Annotated in this window: 18 protein-coding genes; 8 read left to right on the top strand and 10 right to left on the bottom strand. The window is 74.0% G+C overall.

Annotated elements, in window-relative coordinates; genetic code table 11:
* The first annotated feature begins 265 nt into the window (after window positions 1-265).
* From ACFVU7_RS36445 to ACFVU7_RS36420, 6 genes are all read left to right on the top strand, one after another.
* Window positions 266-820 carry a PadR family transcriptional regulator gene (locus ACFVU7_RS36445; RefSeq protein ID WP_074003532.1) on the top strand — a complete coding sequence of 185 codons (555 nt, stop codon included), beginning with the start codon at window positions 266-268 and terminating at the stop codon, window positions 818-820.
* Window positions 821-1,185: 365 nt separating this feature from the next.
* The gene (locus tag ACFVU7_RS36440) at window positions 1,186-2,058 is read left to right on the top strand and encodes a class I SAM-dependent methyltransferase (protein ID WP_375877350.1); all 873 of its coding nucleotides are present in this window, start codon (window positions 1,186-1,188) and stop codon (window positions 2,056-2,058) included.
* Between the two features lie 805 nt (window positions 2,059-2,863).
* On the top strand, window positions 2,864-3,820 hold the full coding sequence (locus ACFVU7_RS36435; RefSeq protein WP_388049751.1) for a PhzF family phenazine biosynthesis protein: 957 nt from the start codon (window positions 2,864-2,866) through the stop codon (window positions 3,818-3,820).
* 271 nt (window positions 3,821-4,091) lie between these two features.
* Window positions 4,092-4,979 carry an oxaloacetate decarboxylase gene (locus ACFVU7_RS36430; RefSeq protein ID WP_375877348.1) on the top strand — a complete coding sequence of 296 codons (888 nt, stop codon included), beginning with the start codon at window positions 4,092-4,094 and terminating at the stop codon, window positions 4,977-4,979.
* Window positions 4,976-5,323 carry a hypothetical protein gene (locus ACFVU7_RS36425; RefSeq protein WP_375877347.1) on the top strand — a complete coding sequence of 116 codons (348 nt, stop codon included), beginning with the start codon at window positions 4,976-4,978 and terminating at the stop codon, window positions 5,321-5,323. Before ACFVU7_RS36430 ends, ACFVU7_RS36425 begins: the two co-directional genes overlap by 4 nt.
* 152 nt (window positions 5,324-5,475) lie before the next feature.
* Window positions 5,476-6,465 carry a bile acid:sodium symporter family protein gene (locus tag ACFVU7_RS36420; RefSeq protein WP_380741668.1) on the top strand — a complete coding sequence of 330 codons (990 nt, stop codon included), beginning with the start codon at window positions 5,476-5,478 and terminating at the stop codon, window positions 6,463-6,465.
* Here ACFVU7_RS36420 and ACFVU7_RS36415 read toward each other — a convergent pair.
* The 7 genes from ACFVU7_RS36415 to ACFVU7_RS36385 all read right to left on the bottom strand — a co-directional run bounded on the left by ACFVU7_RS36415 (window position 6,431) and on the right by ACFVU7_RS36385 (window position 12,915).
* The gene (locus ACFVU7_RS36415; protein ID WP_380741669.1) at window positions 6,431-6,889 is read right to left on the bottom strand and encodes a hypothetical protein; all 459 of its coding nucleotides are present in this window, start codon (window positions 6,887-6,889) and stop codon (window positions 6,431-6,433) included. The two genes, ACFVU7_RS36420 and ACFVU7_RS36415, sit on opposite strands and share 35 nt — an antisense overlap.
* Window positions 6,890-6,953: 64 nt before the next feature.
* Complete coding sequence (locus tag ACFVU7_RS36410) at window positions 6,954-7,655, bottom strand: DUF402 domain-containing protein (RefSeq protein WP_388049747.1); 702 nt, start codon at window positions 7,653-7,655, stop codon at window positions 6,954-6,956.
* The gene (locus ACFVU7_RS36405) at window positions 7,652-8,494 is read right to left on the bottom strand and encodes a hypothetical protein (RefSeq protein WP_049652491.1); all 843 of its coding nucleotides are present in this window, start codon (window positions 8,492-8,494) and stop codon (window positions 7,652-7,654) included. Before ACFVU7_RS36405 ends, ACFVU7_RS36410 begins: the two co-directional genes overlap by 4 nt.
* Window positions 8,491-10,368 (bottom strand): GMC family oxidoreductase, encoded by a 1,878-nt coding sequence (locus ACFVU7_RS36400; protein WP_074003537.1) that lies wholly within the window; start codon window positions 10,366-10,368, stop codon window positions 8,491-8,493. The genes ACFVU7_RS36405 and ACFVU7_RS36400 overlap by 4 nt, the downstream gene beginning before the upstream one ends.
* Complete coding sequence (locus ACFVU7_RS36395; RefSeq protein WP_388049743.1) at window positions 10,365-10,859, bottom strand: hypothetical protein; 495 nt, start codon at window positions 10,857-10,859, stop codon at window positions 10,365-10,367. The genes ACFVU7_RS36400 and ACFVU7_RS36395 overlap by 4 nt, the downstream gene beginning before the upstream one ends.
* Before the next feature lie 233 nt (window positions 10,860-11,092).
* On the bottom strand, window positions 11,093-12,175 hold the full coding sequence (locus tag ACFVU7_RS36390) for a TIGR03617 family F420-dependent LLM class oxidoreductase (RefSeq protein ID WP_388049740.1): 1,083 nt from the start codon (window positions 12,173-12,175) through the stop codon (window positions 11,093-11,095).
* A 92-nt stretch (window positions 12,176-12,267) separates the two neighbouring features.
* Window positions 12,268-12,915, bottom strand: a complete 648-nt coding sequence (locus ACFVU7_RS36385; protein ID WP_388049737.1) for a TetR/AcrR family transcriptional regulator — start codon at window positions 12,913-12,915, stop codon at window positions 12,268-12,270.
* A 126-nt stretch (window positions 12,916-13,041) separates the two neighbouring features.
* Between ACFVU7_RS36385 and ACFVU7_RS36380 the strand changes: the two genes are divergently transcribed.
* The gene (locus ACFVU7_RS36380; protein ID WP_388049735.1) at window positions 13,042-14,583 is read left to right on the top strand and encodes a carboxylesterase/lipase family protein; all 1,542 of its coding nucleotides are present in this window, start codon (window positions 13,042-13,044) and stop codon (window positions 14,581-14,583) included.
* A gap of 158 nt (window positions 14,584-14,741) precedes the next feature.
* Here the strand turns inward: ACFVU7_RS36380 and ACFVU7_RS36375 are convergent, their stop codons facing one another.
* Window positions 14,742-15,422 carry a type 1 glutamine amidotransferase domain-containing protein gene (locus tag ACFVU7_RS36375; RefSeq protein ID WP_388049732.1) on the bottom strand — a complete coding sequence of 227 codons (681 nt, stop codon included), beginning with the start codon at window positions 15,420-15,422 and terminating at the stop codon, window positions 14,742-14,744.
* 250 nt (window positions 15,423-15,672) lie between these two features.
* Here ACFVU7_RS36375 and ACFVU7_RS36370 point away from each other — a divergent pair, with 250 nt between their 5' ends.
* The gene (locus ACFVU7_RS36370) at window positions 15,673-16,584 is read left to right on the top strand and encodes a LysR family transcriptional regulator (protein WP_388049729.1); all 912 of its coding nucleotides are present in this window, start codon (window positions 15,673-15,675) and stop codon (window positions 16,582-16,584) included.
* A gap of 53 nt (window positions 16,585-16,637) precedes the next feature.
* On the opposite strand, the gene ACFVU7_RS36365 is transcribed toward ACFVU7_RS36370, so the two are convergent.
* Window positions 16,638-17,471 carry an ABC transporter permease subunit gene (locus tag ACFVU7_RS36365; protein ID WP_074003543.1) on the bottom strand — a complete coding sequence of 278 codons (834 nt, stop codon included), beginning with the start codon at window positions 17,469-17,471 and terminating at the stop codon, window positions 16,638-16,640.
* Entirely contained in the window at window positions 17,468-18,463 is a 996-nt protein-coding gene (locus ACFVU7_RS36360) for an ABC transporter ATP-binding protein (protein ID WP_388049726.1), read from the bottom strand. The genes ACFVU7_RS36365 and ACFVU7_RS36360 overlap by 4 nt, the downstream gene beginning before the upstream one ends.
* Between the last annotated feature and the right edge of the window lie 112 nt (window positions 18,464-18,575).

Genomic DNA, 18,575 nt, shown 5'->3' with positions numbered 1-18,575 from the left:
CGATGCAGTTGCGCCCAAGAACGCCGCCCCAGCGCAGTAAGGCAGTCACGAGGCGTCACCGCCCTGGCTTGACAACATCATTGGGAATCTCCCTTCCCCTGTGGTGCTCGTACGTGACCGGGCGGGCCCCGGCCCGCCTCGGCTCTCCTCGCTCGGCTGCGGCCCTCTCGACCTGCCTCGAATAGAGATACATCGTTTCGAGGCACATCGACAAGAGGTAACATGACGACTCCACAGGGCGCACTCCGACCGAAGGGCTCCAGCCGTGTTGACGCTCGCGATCCTCGGTTTCCTGTACGACCAGCCGCTTCACGGCTATGAGCTCAAGTCCCGGATCACCGGACTGACCGGTCATGTCCGACCGGTGAGCGACGGCGCGCTCTACCCCGCCATCGCCCGGCTGGAGAAGGCCGGACTGCTGCACCGCCGCACCGAACCGGGCAGCGGCGCCGCACCGCGGCAGACCCTGGAGCTGACGGCGCAGGGGCGGGCCGAACTGCTGCGCCGACTGGCCGACCCGGAGCAGGCCGAGATCACCGACCAGATCCGCTTCTTCACCGTCACCACGTTCCTGCACCATCTCGCCGACCCGACCCGGCAGGCCGCCGTGCTCCGCCGCCGACTGGCCTTCCTGGACGCTCCGAGCAGCTTCTTCTACGACGGGACGGGGCAGCCGGTGACCGCCGAGCGCGAGCCGAACCCCTTCCGGCGCGGGATGCTGCTCGTCGCCCGGGCCTCCACGGCGGCCGAGCGGGCCTGGCTGTCCGAGACCGTCGCGGAGCTGGAACGACCGGGCGGGGCGGAGCTCTCGGAAGGCTAGGTCCTCTCTTTCGGATCACGTCGGATCAGCGTGCGGCGTCGGGGTGCGTGCATCGCAAGGCGGAGGAGGGAGTCCATGCGGAGCATCGGCGACCGACGACAACGCGGCGAGGTGCGTGCTCCGGCGTCGTGCGCCCGGCATGATCCGAAAGAGAGGACCCAGGCCGACCAGGCGATTCGGGAGCGAAAACGAAGGCGTGAACCCCTGCCGAACGGCAGAGCGAAGAGCCGGATTTAGGCCGTTCCGCATCTGGCTCTCCCCCGCCCCGGCGTCGCTATGATGATCCGCCTCACGTCCTCGGCGTCCCCCTCCGCGGGCGTGACCCGCCACCGCGCCCCGCCGTCCCCCTGGAGGCCGCCGTGCCCATGTCCGAGACCGCGGTCGAGGCCGCAGTCCACTCCGCGCCGCTGAAGCGGGACGACATTCCCGGCTGGTTCTTCAGCCTCGACCGGGCCGCCTTCAGCCACCTGCTGTCCGCCCAGACCGCGGCCGGCGTCACCGGCGACATCCTGGAGCTCGGCAGCTACCTCGGCCGCAGCGCCGTCCTGCTCGGCGACCACCTGCAGCCGGGTGAGCGGCTGACGGTCTGCGACCTGTTCGACTCCGAGGCGGGCGACGCCGACAACGCCGCCGAGATGAACATGTCCTACCGCAAGACCCTCACCCGCAGCGCCTTCGAGGCCAACTACCTCGCCTTCCACGGCGAGCTGCCCGAGATAGTGCAGGCCCCGACCTCGGTGCTGGCCGACGGCCGCGTCCGGGCGGACAGCTGCCGCTTCGTCCACGTCGACGCCTCCCACCTCTACGAGCACGTCGCCGGGGACATCGCGGTCGCCCGGGCCGCGCTCGGCGAGAACGGCGTGGTCGCCCTGGACGACTACCGCTCCGAGCACACCCCGGGCGTCTCCGCCGCGGTCTGGGAGGCGGTCTTCACCGGCGGACTGCGGCCGGTCCTGCTCACCCCGATGAAGTTCTACGGCACCTGGGGCGACGCGGCGGCCGCCCAGGCCGTCCTGCGGGAGCGCGACTGGCCGGCCGAGGGGTACACCGTCGACGAGGACACCATCGCCGGCGCCCGGGTGATGCGCCTCAACTACCAGGTCAAGGGCCCGATCCAGCGCTCCACCTCACGGCGGCTCGCCCTGGAGCTCCTGCCCCCGGTCGCGACCAAGGCCACCCGCCGGATGCTCCGGACGCTGCGCGAACGCCGCGCCGCGCCCCCGCTCCCGCGCGCCTGACCCCTCACGCGCCGGGGCCCACTCCCCACCGGCCGGGCCCCGGCGCCGGCTTCGCCCCGTACACGGCCCTGTTCCCCCGAAGCCACGGCGAAGCGAGGAACAGCGCTCTGCAGTCGGAGTGGCACTCGGCCCGGGACAGCCAGGCGGGCACCGGGGACTTGGCCGACCTGAAGGACGGCGAAGTCGATGTGGGCCTGTTCGACGGCTTCGGGGCACACCTCGCGCTTGGCGTGCTCGGTCGGCGCCCGGTAGATGCTCGCGACGGAGGGGTTCCGCCCCTTCCGCTTGCCGGCGGGGATGATCAGGCCGGGCTGGATCTGTTCGACCGACCGCCGCCCGCGCGGCGCCGCAGGACGGTGTGCACCGTGTCGTCGGTGATGACGGGCGGTCGGCCGCTGTCCTTGCCCTTGCGGGCCGCGTGCCCTTCGAGGGTGGACGCGCGGAGTGGGCGGTGCGGACGTCCGGGCTCGGCGGGTCCGGGTTGGTCGGCGCACTTCGGACAGGCTTGCCGGCAGGGGTCCGGCACCCCGTGATCGACCTTGCTCTCGCACCGGACCGTTCGCGAGAAGGCAACTCTGGTGGACACTTAGTCCAGGCTGGATATAACGTCCAATCCATGAGGAGCCCTGACGCACGCACGGATCCGCGCGTGCAGACCTGGGCGCCCTGGACTCGGCACTCGCCTCGGCCGTCCTCCACGAACCGACCCCGCCGGTCCGATGATCACCATGCTCAATGTCGACCCCGGCAGCCACGGACGACAGCCCAGCCGACGACAGCAGAGCCACTCGAAAAGAGAACCGCGATGACGACCCACTCCGCCGGCACCCCTGCGCTCCCCACACTCGCGAGCGACAACTCGACCGTCTCCGGCGATGACGGGTGCATGAAATTCGAACTGGTCGAAGTATTCGGGAATGAGCCGCTGACCGGAGGGCCACTCGGAGTGGTCACGTGCGCTGCCTCATGTGACGATGCGCTGATGCAACGCCTGGCGGCCCGCCTGGCCATGCCCGAAACCGTCTTCCTGCGCCGGGATGACGAAGGAGAGGTGGAGGTGCGGATCTTCACTCCCTACGTCGAGCTGGACTTCGCAGGTCATCCACTCGTGGGAGCAGCCGCAGTGGCGGTGCGGCAGGGCCTGGCCCAGCCCGGCCGGGTGGCGCTGCGCACTCGGGGCGGAATCGTTCACGCGCAGGTGGGGCCGACAGGGGAAAGTGCGGTACTGGAGGAACGGGCCTGCCAGGTGGGTCCGCCCGTCGTTCCGGATCTCGTATGCGAAGCGGTTGGGCTCGCTCCGGACGCGGCAGTGGGGCCCGTGAGATTGGCATCGGCCGGGCTCGGGTTCGCCTGCCTCCCGGTGAGCGCCGCCGACCTGGAGTCGGCCGAGGCCCTGCCGCACAGGGTTGCGGCGCTCGCCGAGAGGGTGCCCGGACTGGCCGGCGTCTTCGGGGTGGCAGTGTTCGTTCCGCAACTGCCCGAAGTCCGCGCTCGGGTCTTCGTTCCCGAGCCGGTTTGCGCGGAAGACCCCGCTACAGGCTCGGCCGCACTGGCAATGGCCGGATGGCTGGCGCACACGGGGCCGATCGACAAGCCCGTGGTGTTCGACATCGTCCAGGGCACCACCGAACTCGGCTTCTCCAGATTGCGGGTGGAAGTCCGCAGGAATGCCGATGGGGGCATATTCGCAAGCGTCGGCGGCGGGGTACGCACCTTGCTGAAAGGGCAGCTCATGACGGGCAAAATGGTCGACCGGGCCTGAGAACCGCTCGCCCGGCGATTCACGTGACGGCAGTCGACTCCGACAGCCCTGCCTCCGGGGCGCCGACCCCGACCACCTTGCTGGAGCGTCACAGCATTTAGCCGATATGCATATCAGCATCTTTCATATCTTCGACATTTCTTCACTCTCGCGAGTGAATCTCACTTAAAGATTTGCCCACGGAACCTTAAAGAGCGCATAGTGATGACACCTCAGTTCGGTCTGGTAAGCACCAAGTTCAGGCAAAGTCATCCCCAGTGAGGAGAAGACCTTGTTCCACGGAAACACGGCAACGGACAGCCCCGGGCAGCGGCTGCGCGCGGAGATCGCGGGCCCGGGGGCGACGCCGCTGATCGGCGTCTACGACATGTACTCGGCCTCCATCGCGGCCGAGCACTACGACGGCATGTTCGTCTCCGGCTTCGGCTTCGCGGCCTCCTACTACGGGCTGCCGGACATCGGTTTCATCGCCTGGCCCGACATGGTGGGCTTCGTCGAACGGCTGCGCGGGGCCTTTCCCCGGCACCACCTGCTGGTCGACATCGACGACGGCTACGTCGATCCGGAGGTGGCCTGCCACGTCGTGCGCAAGCTCGAACGGATCGGCGCGTCGGGCGTGATCCTGGAGGACCAGAAGCGGCCGCGCCGCTGCGGGCACGCGGACGGCAAGCTGGTGCTCCCGCTGGAGGAGTACCTGGAGAAGCTGGAGCTCGTCCTCGCCAACCGGACGGACTTGGTGGTGGTCGCGCGCACCGACGCCACCGAGGAGGCCGACATCCTGCGGCGGGCCCGGGCGCTCGCCGCCACCGACGCCGACGTGGTGCTCGTGGACGGCGTGCGCAGCGAGGAGTGGATCCGCCGGATCCGCCGGGTGGTCGGCGACAAGCCGCTGCTGTTCAACCAGATCGCGGGCGGCAAGTCGCCCCGGCTGTCGCTCTCGGAGCTGTCGGCCCTGGGGGTGGACGTGGCCATCTACAGCACCCCGTGCCTGTTCGCCGCGCACCGGGCGATGGACGACGCCCTGTCCGAGCTGAAGAGCGCCGACGGACGGCTGCCCACCCCGTCCGGGGGGCGTGAGCAGGTCGGCGTGCGGGAGTCGACCGAGCTGCTGGAGCGGAACATCGCGCGCCCCAGGGGGCTGATGGCGGTGACGGCATGAGGGCCGGGCAGCTCAGGCCGGCCCGGCCCTCGCCCGTCCTGCCCTCGTCGGCCCAGCCCTCGGCGGCCGCCGCCCTGCGGGCCACCGCACTGGGGCTGGCCGGGGCCTGCGCCCTGCTCGCGGGGGCCGCGGCGCCCGCAGCCGCCGGCGGCGGGCTGATCACGGTCGTGGACAACTCGAACGCCGACTCCTGGCTGGAGATCGACCGGACGGCCAACCTCCAGAACGGCAGCGGCTCCGCGGGCAGCGACCACGACGGCGCCGGCTCGCTGGTGGGCGGCCTGCTCGGCCCGGGATCCTCCTCCGGGCCCGCCCTCCGCCCGGTGACGGGAGGCGGCCCGTGACCGACGGCCTGGCGCGCCCGGAGCAGCCACCAGGGCTCCGGGCGCGCGGGGAGCGGCCCCGTGGGGCAAAGGCGCTCGAGGTACGGGCGCGGACGCGACGCGGCTCCGGGCCCCGCTCCCGAAGACTGCTGCCGCGCTGGCTGGACCCGTACATGGCGGCGCTGGCCGGAACGGTCGGGCTGGCCGCGCTGTTCCCGGCCTCCGGCGCCTCGGCACGGGTCGCCGAAGTGGCCTGCGACCTCGCGGTGGCGCTGCTGTTCTTCCTCTACGGCGCCCGGCTCTCCACCCGCGAGACGCTGGCCGGGCTGCGCCACCTGCGGCTGCACGGGCTGGTGGTGGCCACCACCTTTGTCCTCTTCCCGCTGCTCGGCGTGGCCACCGCGCTGCTCACGCCCGTCCCGCTCACCGGGCCGTTGCAGACCGGGGTGCTGTTCCTCTGTCTGGTGCCCTCGACGGTGCAGTCCTCGGTGGCGCTCACCGGCGCCGCCGGGGGCAACGTCCCGGCGGCGATCTGTGCCGGCACCTACTCCAGCCTGGCGGGTCTGGCGCTGACACCGCTGCTGGCGGCCTGGCTGCTGGGTTCGCACACCGAGCTGTCCGCCGACGGGCTGCTGCGGATCGGGCTGCAGTTGCTCGCGCCCTTCCTGCTCGGACAGGTGCTGCGGCCGTGGCTCGGCGGTCCGCTGTCCCGGCATAAACGGGTGCTCACGCCGGTGGATCGCGGCTCGATCCTGCTGGTCGTCTACACGGCGTTCAGCGCGGCGGTGTCCCAGGGCATCTGGGGCCTGGCCACCCCGCTGGCACTGCTCGGGCTCCTCGCGGTACTTCTCGCCCTGCTCGCCGCCGCCCTGGCGGCCACCGGGCTCGGTGCCCGGCTGCTGGGGCTCGATCGGTCGGCCACCGTGGCGGCGGTGCTCTGCGGTTCGCAGAAGAGCCTGGCCAACGGCCTGCCGATGGCCACCGTCCTGTTCGGAGCGCAAGCCGGGCTGATGGTGCTGCCGCTGATGCTCTACCACCAGCTCCAGCTGATCGTCGGCACCGTCCTCGCCGGTCGCTGGTCGCGGGCGGCGGCGGGCGGCGCGGCACCCGGCTCGGTCCCGCCCGCGCTCACCGGTCCGGGCGCTCCGCCAGCGCCCGGGTGATCCCCCGGCGCAGCCTGGCCGAGGCCCCGGGCTGTCGGCCGAACGGGCGCAGCCGCTCGGCCGACAGCTCCGGTCGGCGGGCCAGCTCCAGGACGGCCGCGTACGGGCGGTCGCCCTCCCGCAGGCGGTCCCCGACGAGATCGACCAGGCCGTCCAACGCCTCGCCTGTGAGAGCGGGGTGGGCCGCGACCAAGCGAAGGAGGCGATTGTTGTTCCACACCTGCTGCCGGCGCCCGGCCAACACCGCCAGCAGGTCGGTGGGGGCGGCCGGGTTGTCGGCGATCGCGTGCCAGACGAACGGGTACTCGCCGATCGCCAGTCGGCGCAGGACGTCGGGATTCGAGGTCCGTTCGGCGAGCCGCCGGTAGTCGCCGCCGTCGTGCAGGTGCTTGAGCGCCTCCATGTCGTCCGTCGTGTCCGCCATGCCCATCCTGTCCGCCGCGGCCGTCACGTCTGCCCCTCGCCGTCCTTCGTGCAGGGGCGCGACCCTAACAGTCCACTGATCCGCCCTCATCCCACTTTCCGGCGGGGGTGCTGAGGGCGGTGGCCGGGACGGTGGGCAGCGGTCCCTCCGGCGGGAGCGTCCAGGCGTCCGGGTCGGGGGCGAACGGGCCGGTGCGGTCCCGGAGCTGGGCGAGGGCGAGCTCCCGGGCCCGGTCCAGTTGCCGGTGGGTGGCCTCGTCAACGACGCCGAGGCGCCGGGCCTGGGCGTACTCGTCCTCGTCCTTCCAGCTGTACGACGACAGATCGGGGGTGATCACGAGGTCCAGGAAGAGGTCGAGGGTGTCGATGCCGATGGCCGTCCGGCGGTACGGGCGCTCGAAGTTGACGTACCAGCGCAGCGGCCGGCCGTCGGGTGTCAGGAAACGGTGCACGCTGAACGGCACTCCGGCGGTGAAGCGGCTGAGCACCACGGTGTCGCGCCAGGTCCAGTGGTCGAGTTCCCACCGGCCGGAGGCGAGGTCGTGAACGCAGTCCAGGCGCAGGGCGTCGTCTCCGGCGTACGCGGCGACGGTCCAGCTGGCCGGGGCCAGGCTCTCCGTCCCCGGGCGGGCGGTGAGGGTCAGGACGTCGCCGTTGTCCACGAGCACGGTGTAGGGCATGGCCGACCAGACCCGGCCGTGGGCGACATCCCGCCGTACGGCGGTGCCGCCCGGGGCGAAGACGGTAGCCGAGCCCGGGGCCGTCACCGGACGTAGTAGGCGCGGTTGTGGGCGGCGACGGGCGGGGACTGGTAGGTCCAGACTCCGGCGGCCGGGGCGTCGGCGATCAGGTGGGCGAGGTCGCGGGCGGACTCCTCGGCGGGGTTGCCGAGGTCGAGCCGGACGCGGTCGGCGGTGCGGTCGTCCAGGGCGTAGTAGCGGTAGGGCTGGTAGACGTTGAGCGGGCCGGCCAGCAGCTTGCCCTCGTCGTCGGTGCCGTAGCCGGTGATCGGGGTGTTGTTGACGGACTCGGGGGTGAGGCCCACCAGGTTCACGTCCAGGGCGAGGAGTTCCTCGTCGTGGCGGCTCAGCCCGTCCGGCCCGAGGGCGGCCCGACGGCAGGAGACCGACCAGCGTTCGCGCACGTCGGGCGCGTTGAGGGAGGGCAGGGTGGTCTCGAACCAGCCCGGGTGCTTGGGCTCGGCGTACAGCCGGCGCCCGGCGTCGATGGCGAGCGGGTTGTCGCAGAGCACGTGCAGCCGCGCGATGCCGAGCAGCTTGGTCTGGTCGTAACCCCGGGCGTACTGGCCGTAGTTGACCACCGGCATCCGCTCCTCGGCGAAGACCGGGTGGGCGATCAGGTTGATCTCCAGCTCCTGGGTGATGCCGCCGCCGTTCGGATACTGGGCGAAGTAGAGCTGGAAGTTGAGCGAGACGCAGGCCCCGCCGTCGAAGGCGGCGACGCTCAGCCCGGGGTGGCGCTTGGCGAGCAGTTCACTCGCCCGCGCACGGTCGACCAAGTAGTCGACACCGACGTTGTGCAACGCACCGTAGTGGAAGGGCAGGTGGTACGGCTCCGGTACGGGCGGCAGCGGCAGGCCGGTCATGAGGGCTCCGAGGACGAGGGGGACGAGGGGGACGAGGAGGACGGCGAGGAGAACGGCAAGGGGGGCGACGACGGGGTCAACGCGGGTGAGAACACGGGCGCTACGGGGACACGGCTGGCGGCCGGGGGCGCCACCGCCGCCGGGCGGTGCAGCTCCAGCAGGTCGCGGTGCATCCGCTCGGCGCTGCGCAGCGCGAGGGCGGCCATGGTGAGCGACGGGTTGGAGGTGCCGAGAGAGGGCATCGACCCGCAGCCGACGGCGTACAGGTTGGGGTGCTCCCAGCACCGCTGCCAGTGGTCGACCACCGAGTTGGCGGGCGAGTCGCCCATGATGTGGGTGCCACCGGCGTGGCCGGCGCCCCGGTAGCCGTGGACGGTTCCCCGGTGTTCGAGCCGTCCCGGCCATCCGGCCGCCGGGTAGGCGGTGTGGTCCTCGGCGCCGAGCAGCGCGAACAGCTGGTCGGAGACGGCCCGGGCCGAGGCCATGCCCTCGCGGACGTACTCGGAGACGTCGTAGCGGATGGCCGGGCTCGGCAGGCCGAGCGGGTCACGCCGGTCCCGGTCGAGGGTGACCCGGTTGGCCGGGTCGGCGGGCTGCTCCAGCTCGAACTGGAGCGAGAACTGACGGCCCAGCCGGTCGCCGAGCCGCTCCCGGAGCTCCTTGCCCCGGAGGCCCGCCGCGAGCAGCGACGCCGCCTCGGCCTCCGGCGCGCCGCCCGCCCAGGACCAGCCCCAGTTGCCGATCTCGATCCGGAACGGCGCCCGGCGGTCCCGCCCGGGTCCGAAGCGGAACGCCTCCAGGCCGCTGGTGGAGCCGGGCCCCCGGTAGGGGCCGACCGGTCGGGGCATCAGCCCCCAGGTGAGCAGGGCCGGGTGGTCCATCAGGTTCCGGCCGACCTGGTCGCTGCGGTCGGCCAGACCGGAGAGGAGCAGCAGCCGGGCGTTCTCGATCGCGTGCGCGGCGAGGACGACCAGGTCCGCCGTCACCCGGTGGGTCGTGCCGCCGGCGAGGTACTCGACTTCCCGGGCCCGCCCGGTCTCCGGGTCGGCCAGCACCCGGCTGACGACGGCCTCCGTTCGCAGTTCGACCCCGGCCGCCCAGCGGGCCTGGGTACGCATCGGGGTGTACTTGGCCCCGCTCGGGCAGGCCGGGACACAGCTGGAACTGCCCGCGCAGAGCGGCCCGTCGGCGGAGCCGGGCCTGGTCGGCACGCCGTTGCGGGCGTGCGGGGTGGCGGTGACGGCGAGCCGGGCGGGGCCGGGCACGGCGGGATCGCGGACGGTCCGGCCGTCGAGGGCCCGGGCCAGCTGCCGGTCGAGGTAGCTGGCCGGGATGGCCCGCATCGGGAAGTCGTAGCCGTCCGGGATGGGCAGTCCGACGGCACGGCGCTGCTCCTCGGCGTCGGCGGCGACGCCGAGTTCCCGTTCGGCCTCGCGGTATTGGGGTTCCAGGTCGTGGTAGCCGATCGGCCAGTTGCGGCCGTGGCCGAGGTCGCCGGTGCGGAAGTCCTCGGGGTGCATGCGCGGGGTGAGTCCGGTCCAGAGCAGCCCGGTGCCGCCGTTGGCGCGCAGGTAGCCGCTGGCGTAGGGCAGCGGCCCGTACTGGCGGAGGTGGCCGGTGGCGGTGAAGCCGCCGTCCGGGTTCCCGGTGAGGTCGGTGACGTCGGGTGACGGCGCCTCGGGGCTGTGCGAGTAGGGCGAGGTGGGCGGTCCGCCGCCGGCCGCTCGGTGGGCGGTGGCGGCCTCGGCGCCGGTGGGCGCGGCCCGGCCGGCCTCCAGGACGAGGACCCGCCAGCCCTGTGCGCCCAGGCGGTGGGCGACCAGTGTCCCGGCGAAGCCCGCGCCGACCACGACGGCGTCCCAACGGGCGGTCACCGGCCCTCACCGCCGTTCTCCGGTGCCACTGCCCCGGTGCCCCGCGATGCGGTGCCTCCCGACGTCCCGGCCCCGCCCAGGATCTCCGCCCCTCCCCGGACCTCGGGGCCCGGAACCTCGGCGCCCCGGGGCGCGCCGGCCCAGCTGCCGTGCCCGGGGGCGGCGGCGCCGGGCGGGACGGCGTGGAAGGTCCGCCAGACCAGCCCCTGGTCGTGGGCGCGGGCGGAGGAGGGCGCCTCGCCGGGCCAGGCGCCGACGTACCAGAGGTGGACCAGGGCGTGCTCGTCGCGGACCCGGTGGGCCAGCGTGGTGCGGTGGTGCTCGTCCGCCATGCCGGTGGAGCGCAGCTCGGGCACGTCGAAGCCGGTCAGCTCGGCGCAGACGCGGAGGAACTCGTCCGGGTCGGCCAGGGCGTCGACGTACGCCTTCGCTCCCGGGTCCCAGCGCTCCGCCAGGTCGTAGTCGGCCGGACGGTTGTCGGACACGGACACGCGGACACCCCCACGATCGGCAACGGGTGGCCGAGGCATGACAGGCCGTACGGCGCAACGGTCCGCACGGCACGACAGGCCCCGCACAACGCGGCAGGTCCGGGGCCGCCGGTCCTCGCGGGGACGGCCCTGCCTGCCACCGCGATCCTGCCGCCCGCCCTCACCACCGGAAACGCGTTGCACGAATCTGCCCGGACTTCATCACCCTGTGCCCGGTCGGCCGTCCATCCCGATCATCCGGCGTCCGCTTCCGGTCGGCCCAGCGCCCGCACCGCCGCCAGGACGTCCAGGCCCAGCTCCGGGTCGGCGTCCTCGGGGAGGCTGACGGACAGCCGGGTGACCAGCCCCGCGTAGCGGCGGTGGATCTCCCCCGCGACCTCCTCGACCGGACCGCAGACCGCGAAGGCGTCGAACACCTCGTCGTCGATCAGCGCGGCCATCTCCGCCCAGCGCCCGCGAACCGAGTGGGTGTGCAGCTCCTCCTGGAGCCCCTCCCAGCCGTGCTGCGCCAGCACCGGGCGGTAGGCCGGCGTGGAGGCGTAGAACGCGAGCCGCTCGCGGGTGGCGGCCCGGTTGGCCGCCAGCTCCTCCTCGGTGCGGCCGGTGGCGGTGAGCACGTTGCCGACGATCTCGAACGGCCGCCCCGTCCACGCGGCGCCCTCCGCCTCGGCCCGGGCCCGTTCCTCGGTCAGGCGCGGCAGCACCTGCTCGGCCAGGTAGGCGGTGGAGGAGAACGGGTGGCTCAGGAAGCCGTCGGCCACCGCCCCAGCGGTCCGGGTCATCAGCGGCCCGACGCCCGCCAACAGGATGCGCGGCACCCCGGACGGGACCGGATCCGGCGAGAACACCGGCGTCATCACCGTGTGGGTGTAGAACTCGCCCCGGAAGCGCAGCCGTTCGCCGGTCTGCCAGCTGTGCCAGATCGCCCGCACCGCGTGCACGTACTCGCGCATCCGGGCGGCCGGACGGTCCCAGGGCATCCCGAAGCGCTTCTCGATGTGCGGCTTGACCTGCGAGCCCAGCCCGATGACGGCCCGTCCGCCGGAGGCCGCGTGCAGCCCCCAGGCCTGGTAGGCGAGCGTCATCGGGGTCCGCGCGAAGGCCACCGCGATGCCGGTGGCCAGCTCGATCGACTCGGTCCGGTCCGCCGCCCGGGCGAGCTGGAGGAACGGGTCGTACGCGGTCTCGGCGACCACCAGCCGGTCCATGCCCCGGCGTTCGGCCCGCTCGGCGGCGTCCAGGATGCCCGCCGGGTGTCCGGAGGCGGTGGCGTCGAGGCGCAGGGCGGCGGGTCGGAGGGCGGCGGGTCGGTCCATGGCGGTGCTCCTGGTCGCGGGCGGCGGTGCTACCCGGGTAGCCTGCCACGCCCCGCCCCGGGCCCCCGGGCCCCGGACCGACCGCCGCCCCCTCACCGACCGCCGACGGCACCGCCCGCACCGCCCGCACCGCCCGCACCACCCGGCGCCGCGAACAGCCGGTCCAGGTGCCGGTCGACGGCCGTGAGCACGGCGGCGGGCTCGACCACGTCCAGCTCCAGCAGCGTGGTGAACCCGGTGAGCGCGAGCAGCAGGTCCGTCTCCACCACCGGGTCGCGGTCGGCCGCGAGCTGCCCGTCGGCGATCGCCTGCCGGACGATCCCCTCGACCATCGCCCGCCCCTGGAGCAGTCCGTCGCGCGCCCGCGCGTGGACCTCCTCGTCGTGCAGCGCCTCCAGCACGTAGGCGGCGCTCATCCGGCTGGTCGCCCGCGCGTCGGCGTGCAGGGGCAGCAGCTCGACCAGCATCGCCCGCAGCACGTCGCGCGGGTGCGGCCGTTCGCCGAGCTCCGCCAGTGCCCGGCCGACCCGCAGCCCGCTCTGCTCGCCGGCGAAGTCCATCGCGAAGGTGAGCATCTGCGCCCGGGAGCCGAAGTAGTGCTGGAGCTGCCCGAGCGAGATGCCCGCCTCCTGGGCGACCTCGCGCATCGTCAGGTGCGTGGCGCCGCGCCGCTCCACGACCCGCCACAGCGCGCGGGCGATCGTCTCGCGGCGTTCCCGGTGGTCGACCTGCTTGGGCATCGGCGGCGGCTCCTCGGACTGCCCGCGGGCCGCGGAAGCCGCGGACCCTGCGGGATCTTTTCCATACGCTTGACATAATACAGCTGACCTATAACGTGGGAAGCCTTCCGAGGGAGGAGCGTCCACGTGTCGGAGCAGCCCGTCATCCGCACCACCGAAGGACTCGTCCGCGGCCGCTGGGAGCCGCGGCGCGAGCCGGAACAGCACCCGGAGCAGCACCACGAGCAGCGAGGCGGCCGGGAACTCGCCGTCTTCCGCGGCATCCGCTACGCCCAGCCGCCCGTCGGAGCCCTCCGCTTCGCCGCCCCCGCCGCCCCCGAGCCGTGGGACGGCGTCCGCGAGGCCATCGCCTTCGGCCCCGTCGTCCCCCAGTCCGGGCCGATGCCCGCCGGGTCCGGCGAGCCGTCCGAGGACACCGACTGGCTGACGCTCGACGTCTGCACGCCCGATCCGAGCGCGGCCGGGCTGCCGGTCCTGGTCTGGATCCACGGCGGCGGGTTCATGTCCGGCACCGCCGGCGACCCGCTGTACGACCCGACCGCCCTGGCCTCCGCCGGGCTCGTCGTGGTGGCCGTCAACTACCGCGTGGGCGCCGAGGGCTTCGCCCTGCTGGAGGGCGCCCCGGCCAACCGGGCCTTCCTGGACCAGATCGCCGCCCTGCACTGGGTGCGGCGCAACATCGCCCGGTTCGGCGGGGACCCGGCCCGGGTGACCGTCGCCGGGCAGTCCGCGGGCGCCGGCTCGGTCGCCGCCCTGCTGGCGATGGACCCGGCCCGCGGCCTGTTCCGGCGGGCCGTCGCCCACTCGGTGCCGGGCAACCACTGCACGCCCGCACTGGCCGCCGAGGTCACCGCCGAGCTCGCGAAGCTGCTCGGCACCGTCCCCACCGCCGCCGCGCTGGCCGAAGTGCACCCCTGGCGCCTGGCCTCGGCGGTCACCGAGCTGAATGCCGCGCTGCCGGACCACGTCGCACGCTGGGGCCGACTGGCACGGAGCGGCATCGCCACCGTCCCGGTGGTCGACGGCGAGATCCTGCCGGGCTCCCCGTGGTCGGCGCTGACCGCCGGCGTGGACCTGCTGGTCGGTCACACCCGGGACGAGTTCCGGCTGTTCAGCGTCCTCAGCGGCCGACACGGCGGCTTCACCGAGGAGGAGGCGCAGCGCATGCTGAAGGCGTTCGCGCCGACGCCGGGCGGCCCGGACGCCTACCGGTCCGCCCTCCCCGGCGCGACGCCCTCCGAACTCCTCGAAGCCGTCGGCTCCGACGCCCTGTTCCGGGTGCCGTCCCTCCGGCTGGCCGAGGCCAACGCGGCCGCCGGCGGCACCTCGTACCTCTTCGAGCTCGCCCTGCCCGCCCCCGCCCTCGGCGGCGTCCTCGGCGCCTGCCACGGCCTGGACGTACCGCTCGCGTTCGGCAGCCTGGACAGCCCGACGGCGCGGCAGTCGCTCGGCGACCCGCCCCCGCCGGAGGCCGTCCGGGTCTCGGCGGAGCTGCGCCGGGCCTGGGTCCGGTTCGCCACCACCGGCGAACCGGGGTGGCCCGCCTTCGATCCGGAGCTGCAGCTCACCCGCGTCCTGGACGCCCGCTCGGAGACCGTCCGCTACCCGGAACAGGCCGCCCGCCGGATCTGGGCGGGGCACCCCCTCACCGCCTACGACCTGCACTGACGGGGCCCGGCCGGACGGGGAGTCCGAGGGCGGGTGCCGTGGACGGCCGTACGGCGCGGGCGCATGCCCGCGCCGTACCCGCCGTGGGCTCCTCACCCGTTCAGGCAGCTCCCGTGCACGGGCGACCGCACGGACCGGCCGTTCCGCCGCTACTTCCCCTACTTCCCCGAGTCCTTCAGCAGCCGCAGCAGCCCGGTCGCCACCAGAGCCGAGGAGGCCGGGTTCTGACCGGTCACCAGGTTGCGGTCGACCACCGCGTGCGGCGCCCAGGGCTCGCCCTCCTCGAAGTCCACGCCGAGCCCGACCAGCCGGTCCTGGAGCAGCCACGGCGCGCGGTCCGCCAGGCCGGCCTGGGTCTCCTCGGCGTTGGTGAAGCCGGTCACCCGGTACCCGGCGAAGGGCGAGCCGCCGTCCTCGGTCCGCGCGGCGAGCAGCGCGGCCGGGCCGTGGCAGACCACTCCGAGCGGGCGCCCGGAGGCGAGCACCCGGGTGAGCAGCCGGCCGGAGTCGGCGTCGACCGCCAGGTCCTCCATCGGGCCGTGGCCGCCGGGGTAGAACACGGCGTCGTAGTCGGCCGGGTCGACCTCGGCCAGCACCAGCGGCTGCCGGAACTCGGCGATCCCCGCCAGTTCCTCGGCCATCGCCGGGTCGGTCAGACTGGCCCGGTCCGCGACCGGGACGACACCGCCGGGGGTGGCGACGGCGACCCGGTGGCCGGCCTCGGTGAAGGCGCGGTACGGGACGAGCGCCTCCTCCGCCCAGAAGCCGGTCGGGTGCTCGGTGCCGTCGTTCAGGGTCCAGACCTTCGAACCGGTCAGGACGAACAGGATGTCGGCCATGGGGGTGTGCCTCCGGGGGTGCCGCGGTCTCCGCCACGACGGTCCGCCGCGGCGCTCACGCGGTCGACGCTAGACGCGCCCGGCCCGCGGGAACCAATGGGCCACGCGATACGAGGCATCGGAATTCCGATACCTCACCCGGACCGTCGAGCCGGTCGCCAAGCTCAGCACCGAACTGACCACGGAATCCACCATCGGGCCCACCCCAGGGCCCACCGCCGAGCCATCGGAATCCCGTACGCTCACGGGCATGAGCGATCGCCCGGCCACCGGCTCCGGCCCGCTGGACCTCAACCAGCTGCGGACCTTCCTCGCCGTGCACCGGGCGGGCTCCTTCACCGCAGCCGCGCACCTGCTGGGCCTCTCCCAGTCCACGGTGACCGCGCAGATCCGGGCACTGGAGCAGCGGCTCGGCCGGGAGCTGTTCGAACGCTGGGCCCGCGGGGTCAGCCCGCTGCCGTACGCCGACGACCTCGCCGCCCGCCTGGCCGGGCCCCTGGACCGGCTCGCGGGCCTCGCCGACGGACGCTGCGGCGGCGCGCCGGAACCGGTGCACCTGGCCGGGCCGGCCGAGTTCCTCGGCACCGTCCTGCTGGCCGAGCTGGCCCCGCTGGTCGCGCAGGGCGTCCAGCTGCGGGTGACCGGCGGGCTCACCGACCCGCTGCTGGCGGAACTGCGCGCCGGGCAGCACGACCTGGTGGTCGCCACCCGGCGTCCGCGCGGCCGGACGCTGCTCGCCGAACCGCTCGCCGACGAGGAGTTCGTCCTGGTCGCGGCCCCGGTCTGGGCCGAGCGGCTGGCCGGCCGGGAGCTGCCCGACGCGCTGGCCGAGGCACCGCTGCTCAGCTACGCCGAGGACCTGCCGATCGCCCGCCGCTACTGGCGGCACGTCTTCGACCGGCGGCTGCACGCCCGGGCCGCGGTCACCGTGCCGGACCTGCGGGCGCTGCTCTCGGCGGTGACCGCGGGCGCGGGCTGGAGCGTGCTGCCCGGCTACCTGTGCCGGGCCGAACTCGCCTCCGGGGCCCTGCGGTTGCTGCACGAGCCGGCCGATCCGCCGATCAACACCGCCTACCTGGTGCGCCGCCCGGCCGGCTCGGCCAACCCGCACGTGGCCCTGGTCCGCGAACACCTGCTGGCCGCGGCCCGCACCTGGGGCTGACCGGCCGCGCCCCGCCGACCGGCCGCCCACCAGCCACACACCGCGCCCCGGGATCAGACCGCCAGGTCCCGCCGTTCCAGCAGCCGGAAGGCCGCCACCAGCCCGAGCAGCCCCACCCCGAGCAGCACGCCGAACGCCGCCCACGGCACCCCGCCGTGGCCGAGCACGTCGCCCGGCGCGTAGTAGTGGAACGGGCTGAGGTAGCGCAACGGCCGGGCCGGGGACCAGGCCAGCGCGACGAAGTTGAGCGCGAAACCGACCGCGCCGAAGGCGACGGCCGCGCCGACCACATGGGCCCGCCGCCGGCTGACCGCGGAGACCGCCAGCACCGGTCCGGTCAGGCAAAACGCGAGGGCGCAGCCGAGCAGTCCGGCGGTGAAGACCGCGCCCTCCGGGACGGCCTCGCGCAGCGGCGCGGAGACCGCCACCCCGAGCGCGAGGGTCAGCGTGGCGGCGGCGTTGAGCAGCACCGAGGCGGCGACCAGGGCGCCGGTCCGCTCGGCGAGCAGCCGGCGGCGGGAGACCGGGCGGGTCATCAGCAGCTCGATGGTGCCGGACTCGACGTCGGCCGCGACGGCGGCGGCGCCGAGCGAGCCGATCACGGTCAGCTGGAGGGCGATCCAGAACGGGTGGGTGAGCCCGGCGCCGAGCAGGCCGGGGTAACTGGCGATGGAGACGTCGCCGTTGGAACCGCTGAAGGCCTTGAACGCGCCGGGCGGGGTGCGGCCGCCGCCGAACAGGTCGCCGGGCGGGATGGTCCCGGCGATCACCACGATCAGGGCCTCGAAGACGACCATGCCGAACAGCAGGGAGAGCAGCATCCGGCGCCGCCGGTGCAGGGCGAGCCAGACCAGCGGGAGGCGGCGGTTGACGGTGCCCGGGTTCACGGCCGCTCCTCCCGCTCCGGCCGGCTGCCGCCGGTCGAAGGCTCCTCGGCCCCGACGGACCGGTAGAGGTCGAGGAAGGCCTCGTCCAGGCCCGCCTCCTCCACCGTCAGGTCGGCGACCGGCAGTTCGGCGAGCAGGCTGCGCACCGCCGCGACCACCTCGTCCGGCGGCACCAGCAGCTCGACCCGCAGGCCGTCCCAGCGCGGGGACCACCGCTCGGCGGCGCCCAGCGGCCGGGCGCCCCGCCCGTCGTCGAGGAGCAGCCGGACCCGGCGGGCCCGGGCCTGGCGCAGTTCGGCCACCGAGCGGACGGTGACCAGCCGGCCGTGGCGGACGATGGCGACCCGGCCGCAGGTCCGCTGCACCTCGGGCAGCACGTGGCTGGAGAGCAGGACGGTCCGCCCGGCCGCGGCCTCCTCGGCGAGCAGTTCGTAGAAGGTCTCCTGGACGAGCGGGTCGAGCCCCTCGCTCGGCTCGTCCAGCACCACCACCGGCGGCCGGTGCTGGAGCGACTGGACGAGTCCGAGCTTCTGCTTCATGCCGCGCGAGTACTGCCCCACCGGCCGGGCCAGGTCGGCCCGGGAGAGCTTCAGCCGCTCGCACAGCTCGCGCTGGCGCGGGACCGGGGCGCCCTGGAGGGCGGCGAGCAGGTCGAGGGTCTGCTGCCCGGTGAGTTCGGGGTAGAGCCGCAGTTCGCCGGGCAGGTAGCCGATCGAGGGGGCGAGCAGGCCGTGGTCGGCCACCGGGTCCAGACCGAGCACCCGCACCTGCCCGTCGCTGGGGCCGAGCAGGCCGACCAGGCAGCGCAGCGTGGTGGTCTTGCCGGCGCCGTTGGGGCCGAGCAGGCCGAACACCTCGCCGGCCTCGACCGACACGTCCAGCTGTTCGATGCCGACCGTACTGCCGTAGCGCTTGGTGAGCGCCCGCAGTTCGATCACCGGACCGCCTCCGGTGCCCCGGCGGTCGACGGCTGGATCCGGGCTTCCCGGCATGACCACCTCCTGTGAGGGACGCGCCCGACGGTGCCGGACGGGCTCCGGCGACGGGATGCGATCCGTCGCCGGACGCGCCCCGGTGACGGACGCGTCCGACATCCAAGCGCGC

The sequence above is a fragment of the Kitasatospora sp. NPDC058046 genome (genome assembly GCF_042885595.1).
Taxonomy (GTDB): domain Bacteria; phylum Actinomycetota; class Actinomycetes; order Streptomycetales; family Streptomycetaceae; genus Kitasatospora.
This window is presented reverse-complemented; position numbering and strand designations above follow the sequence as displayed.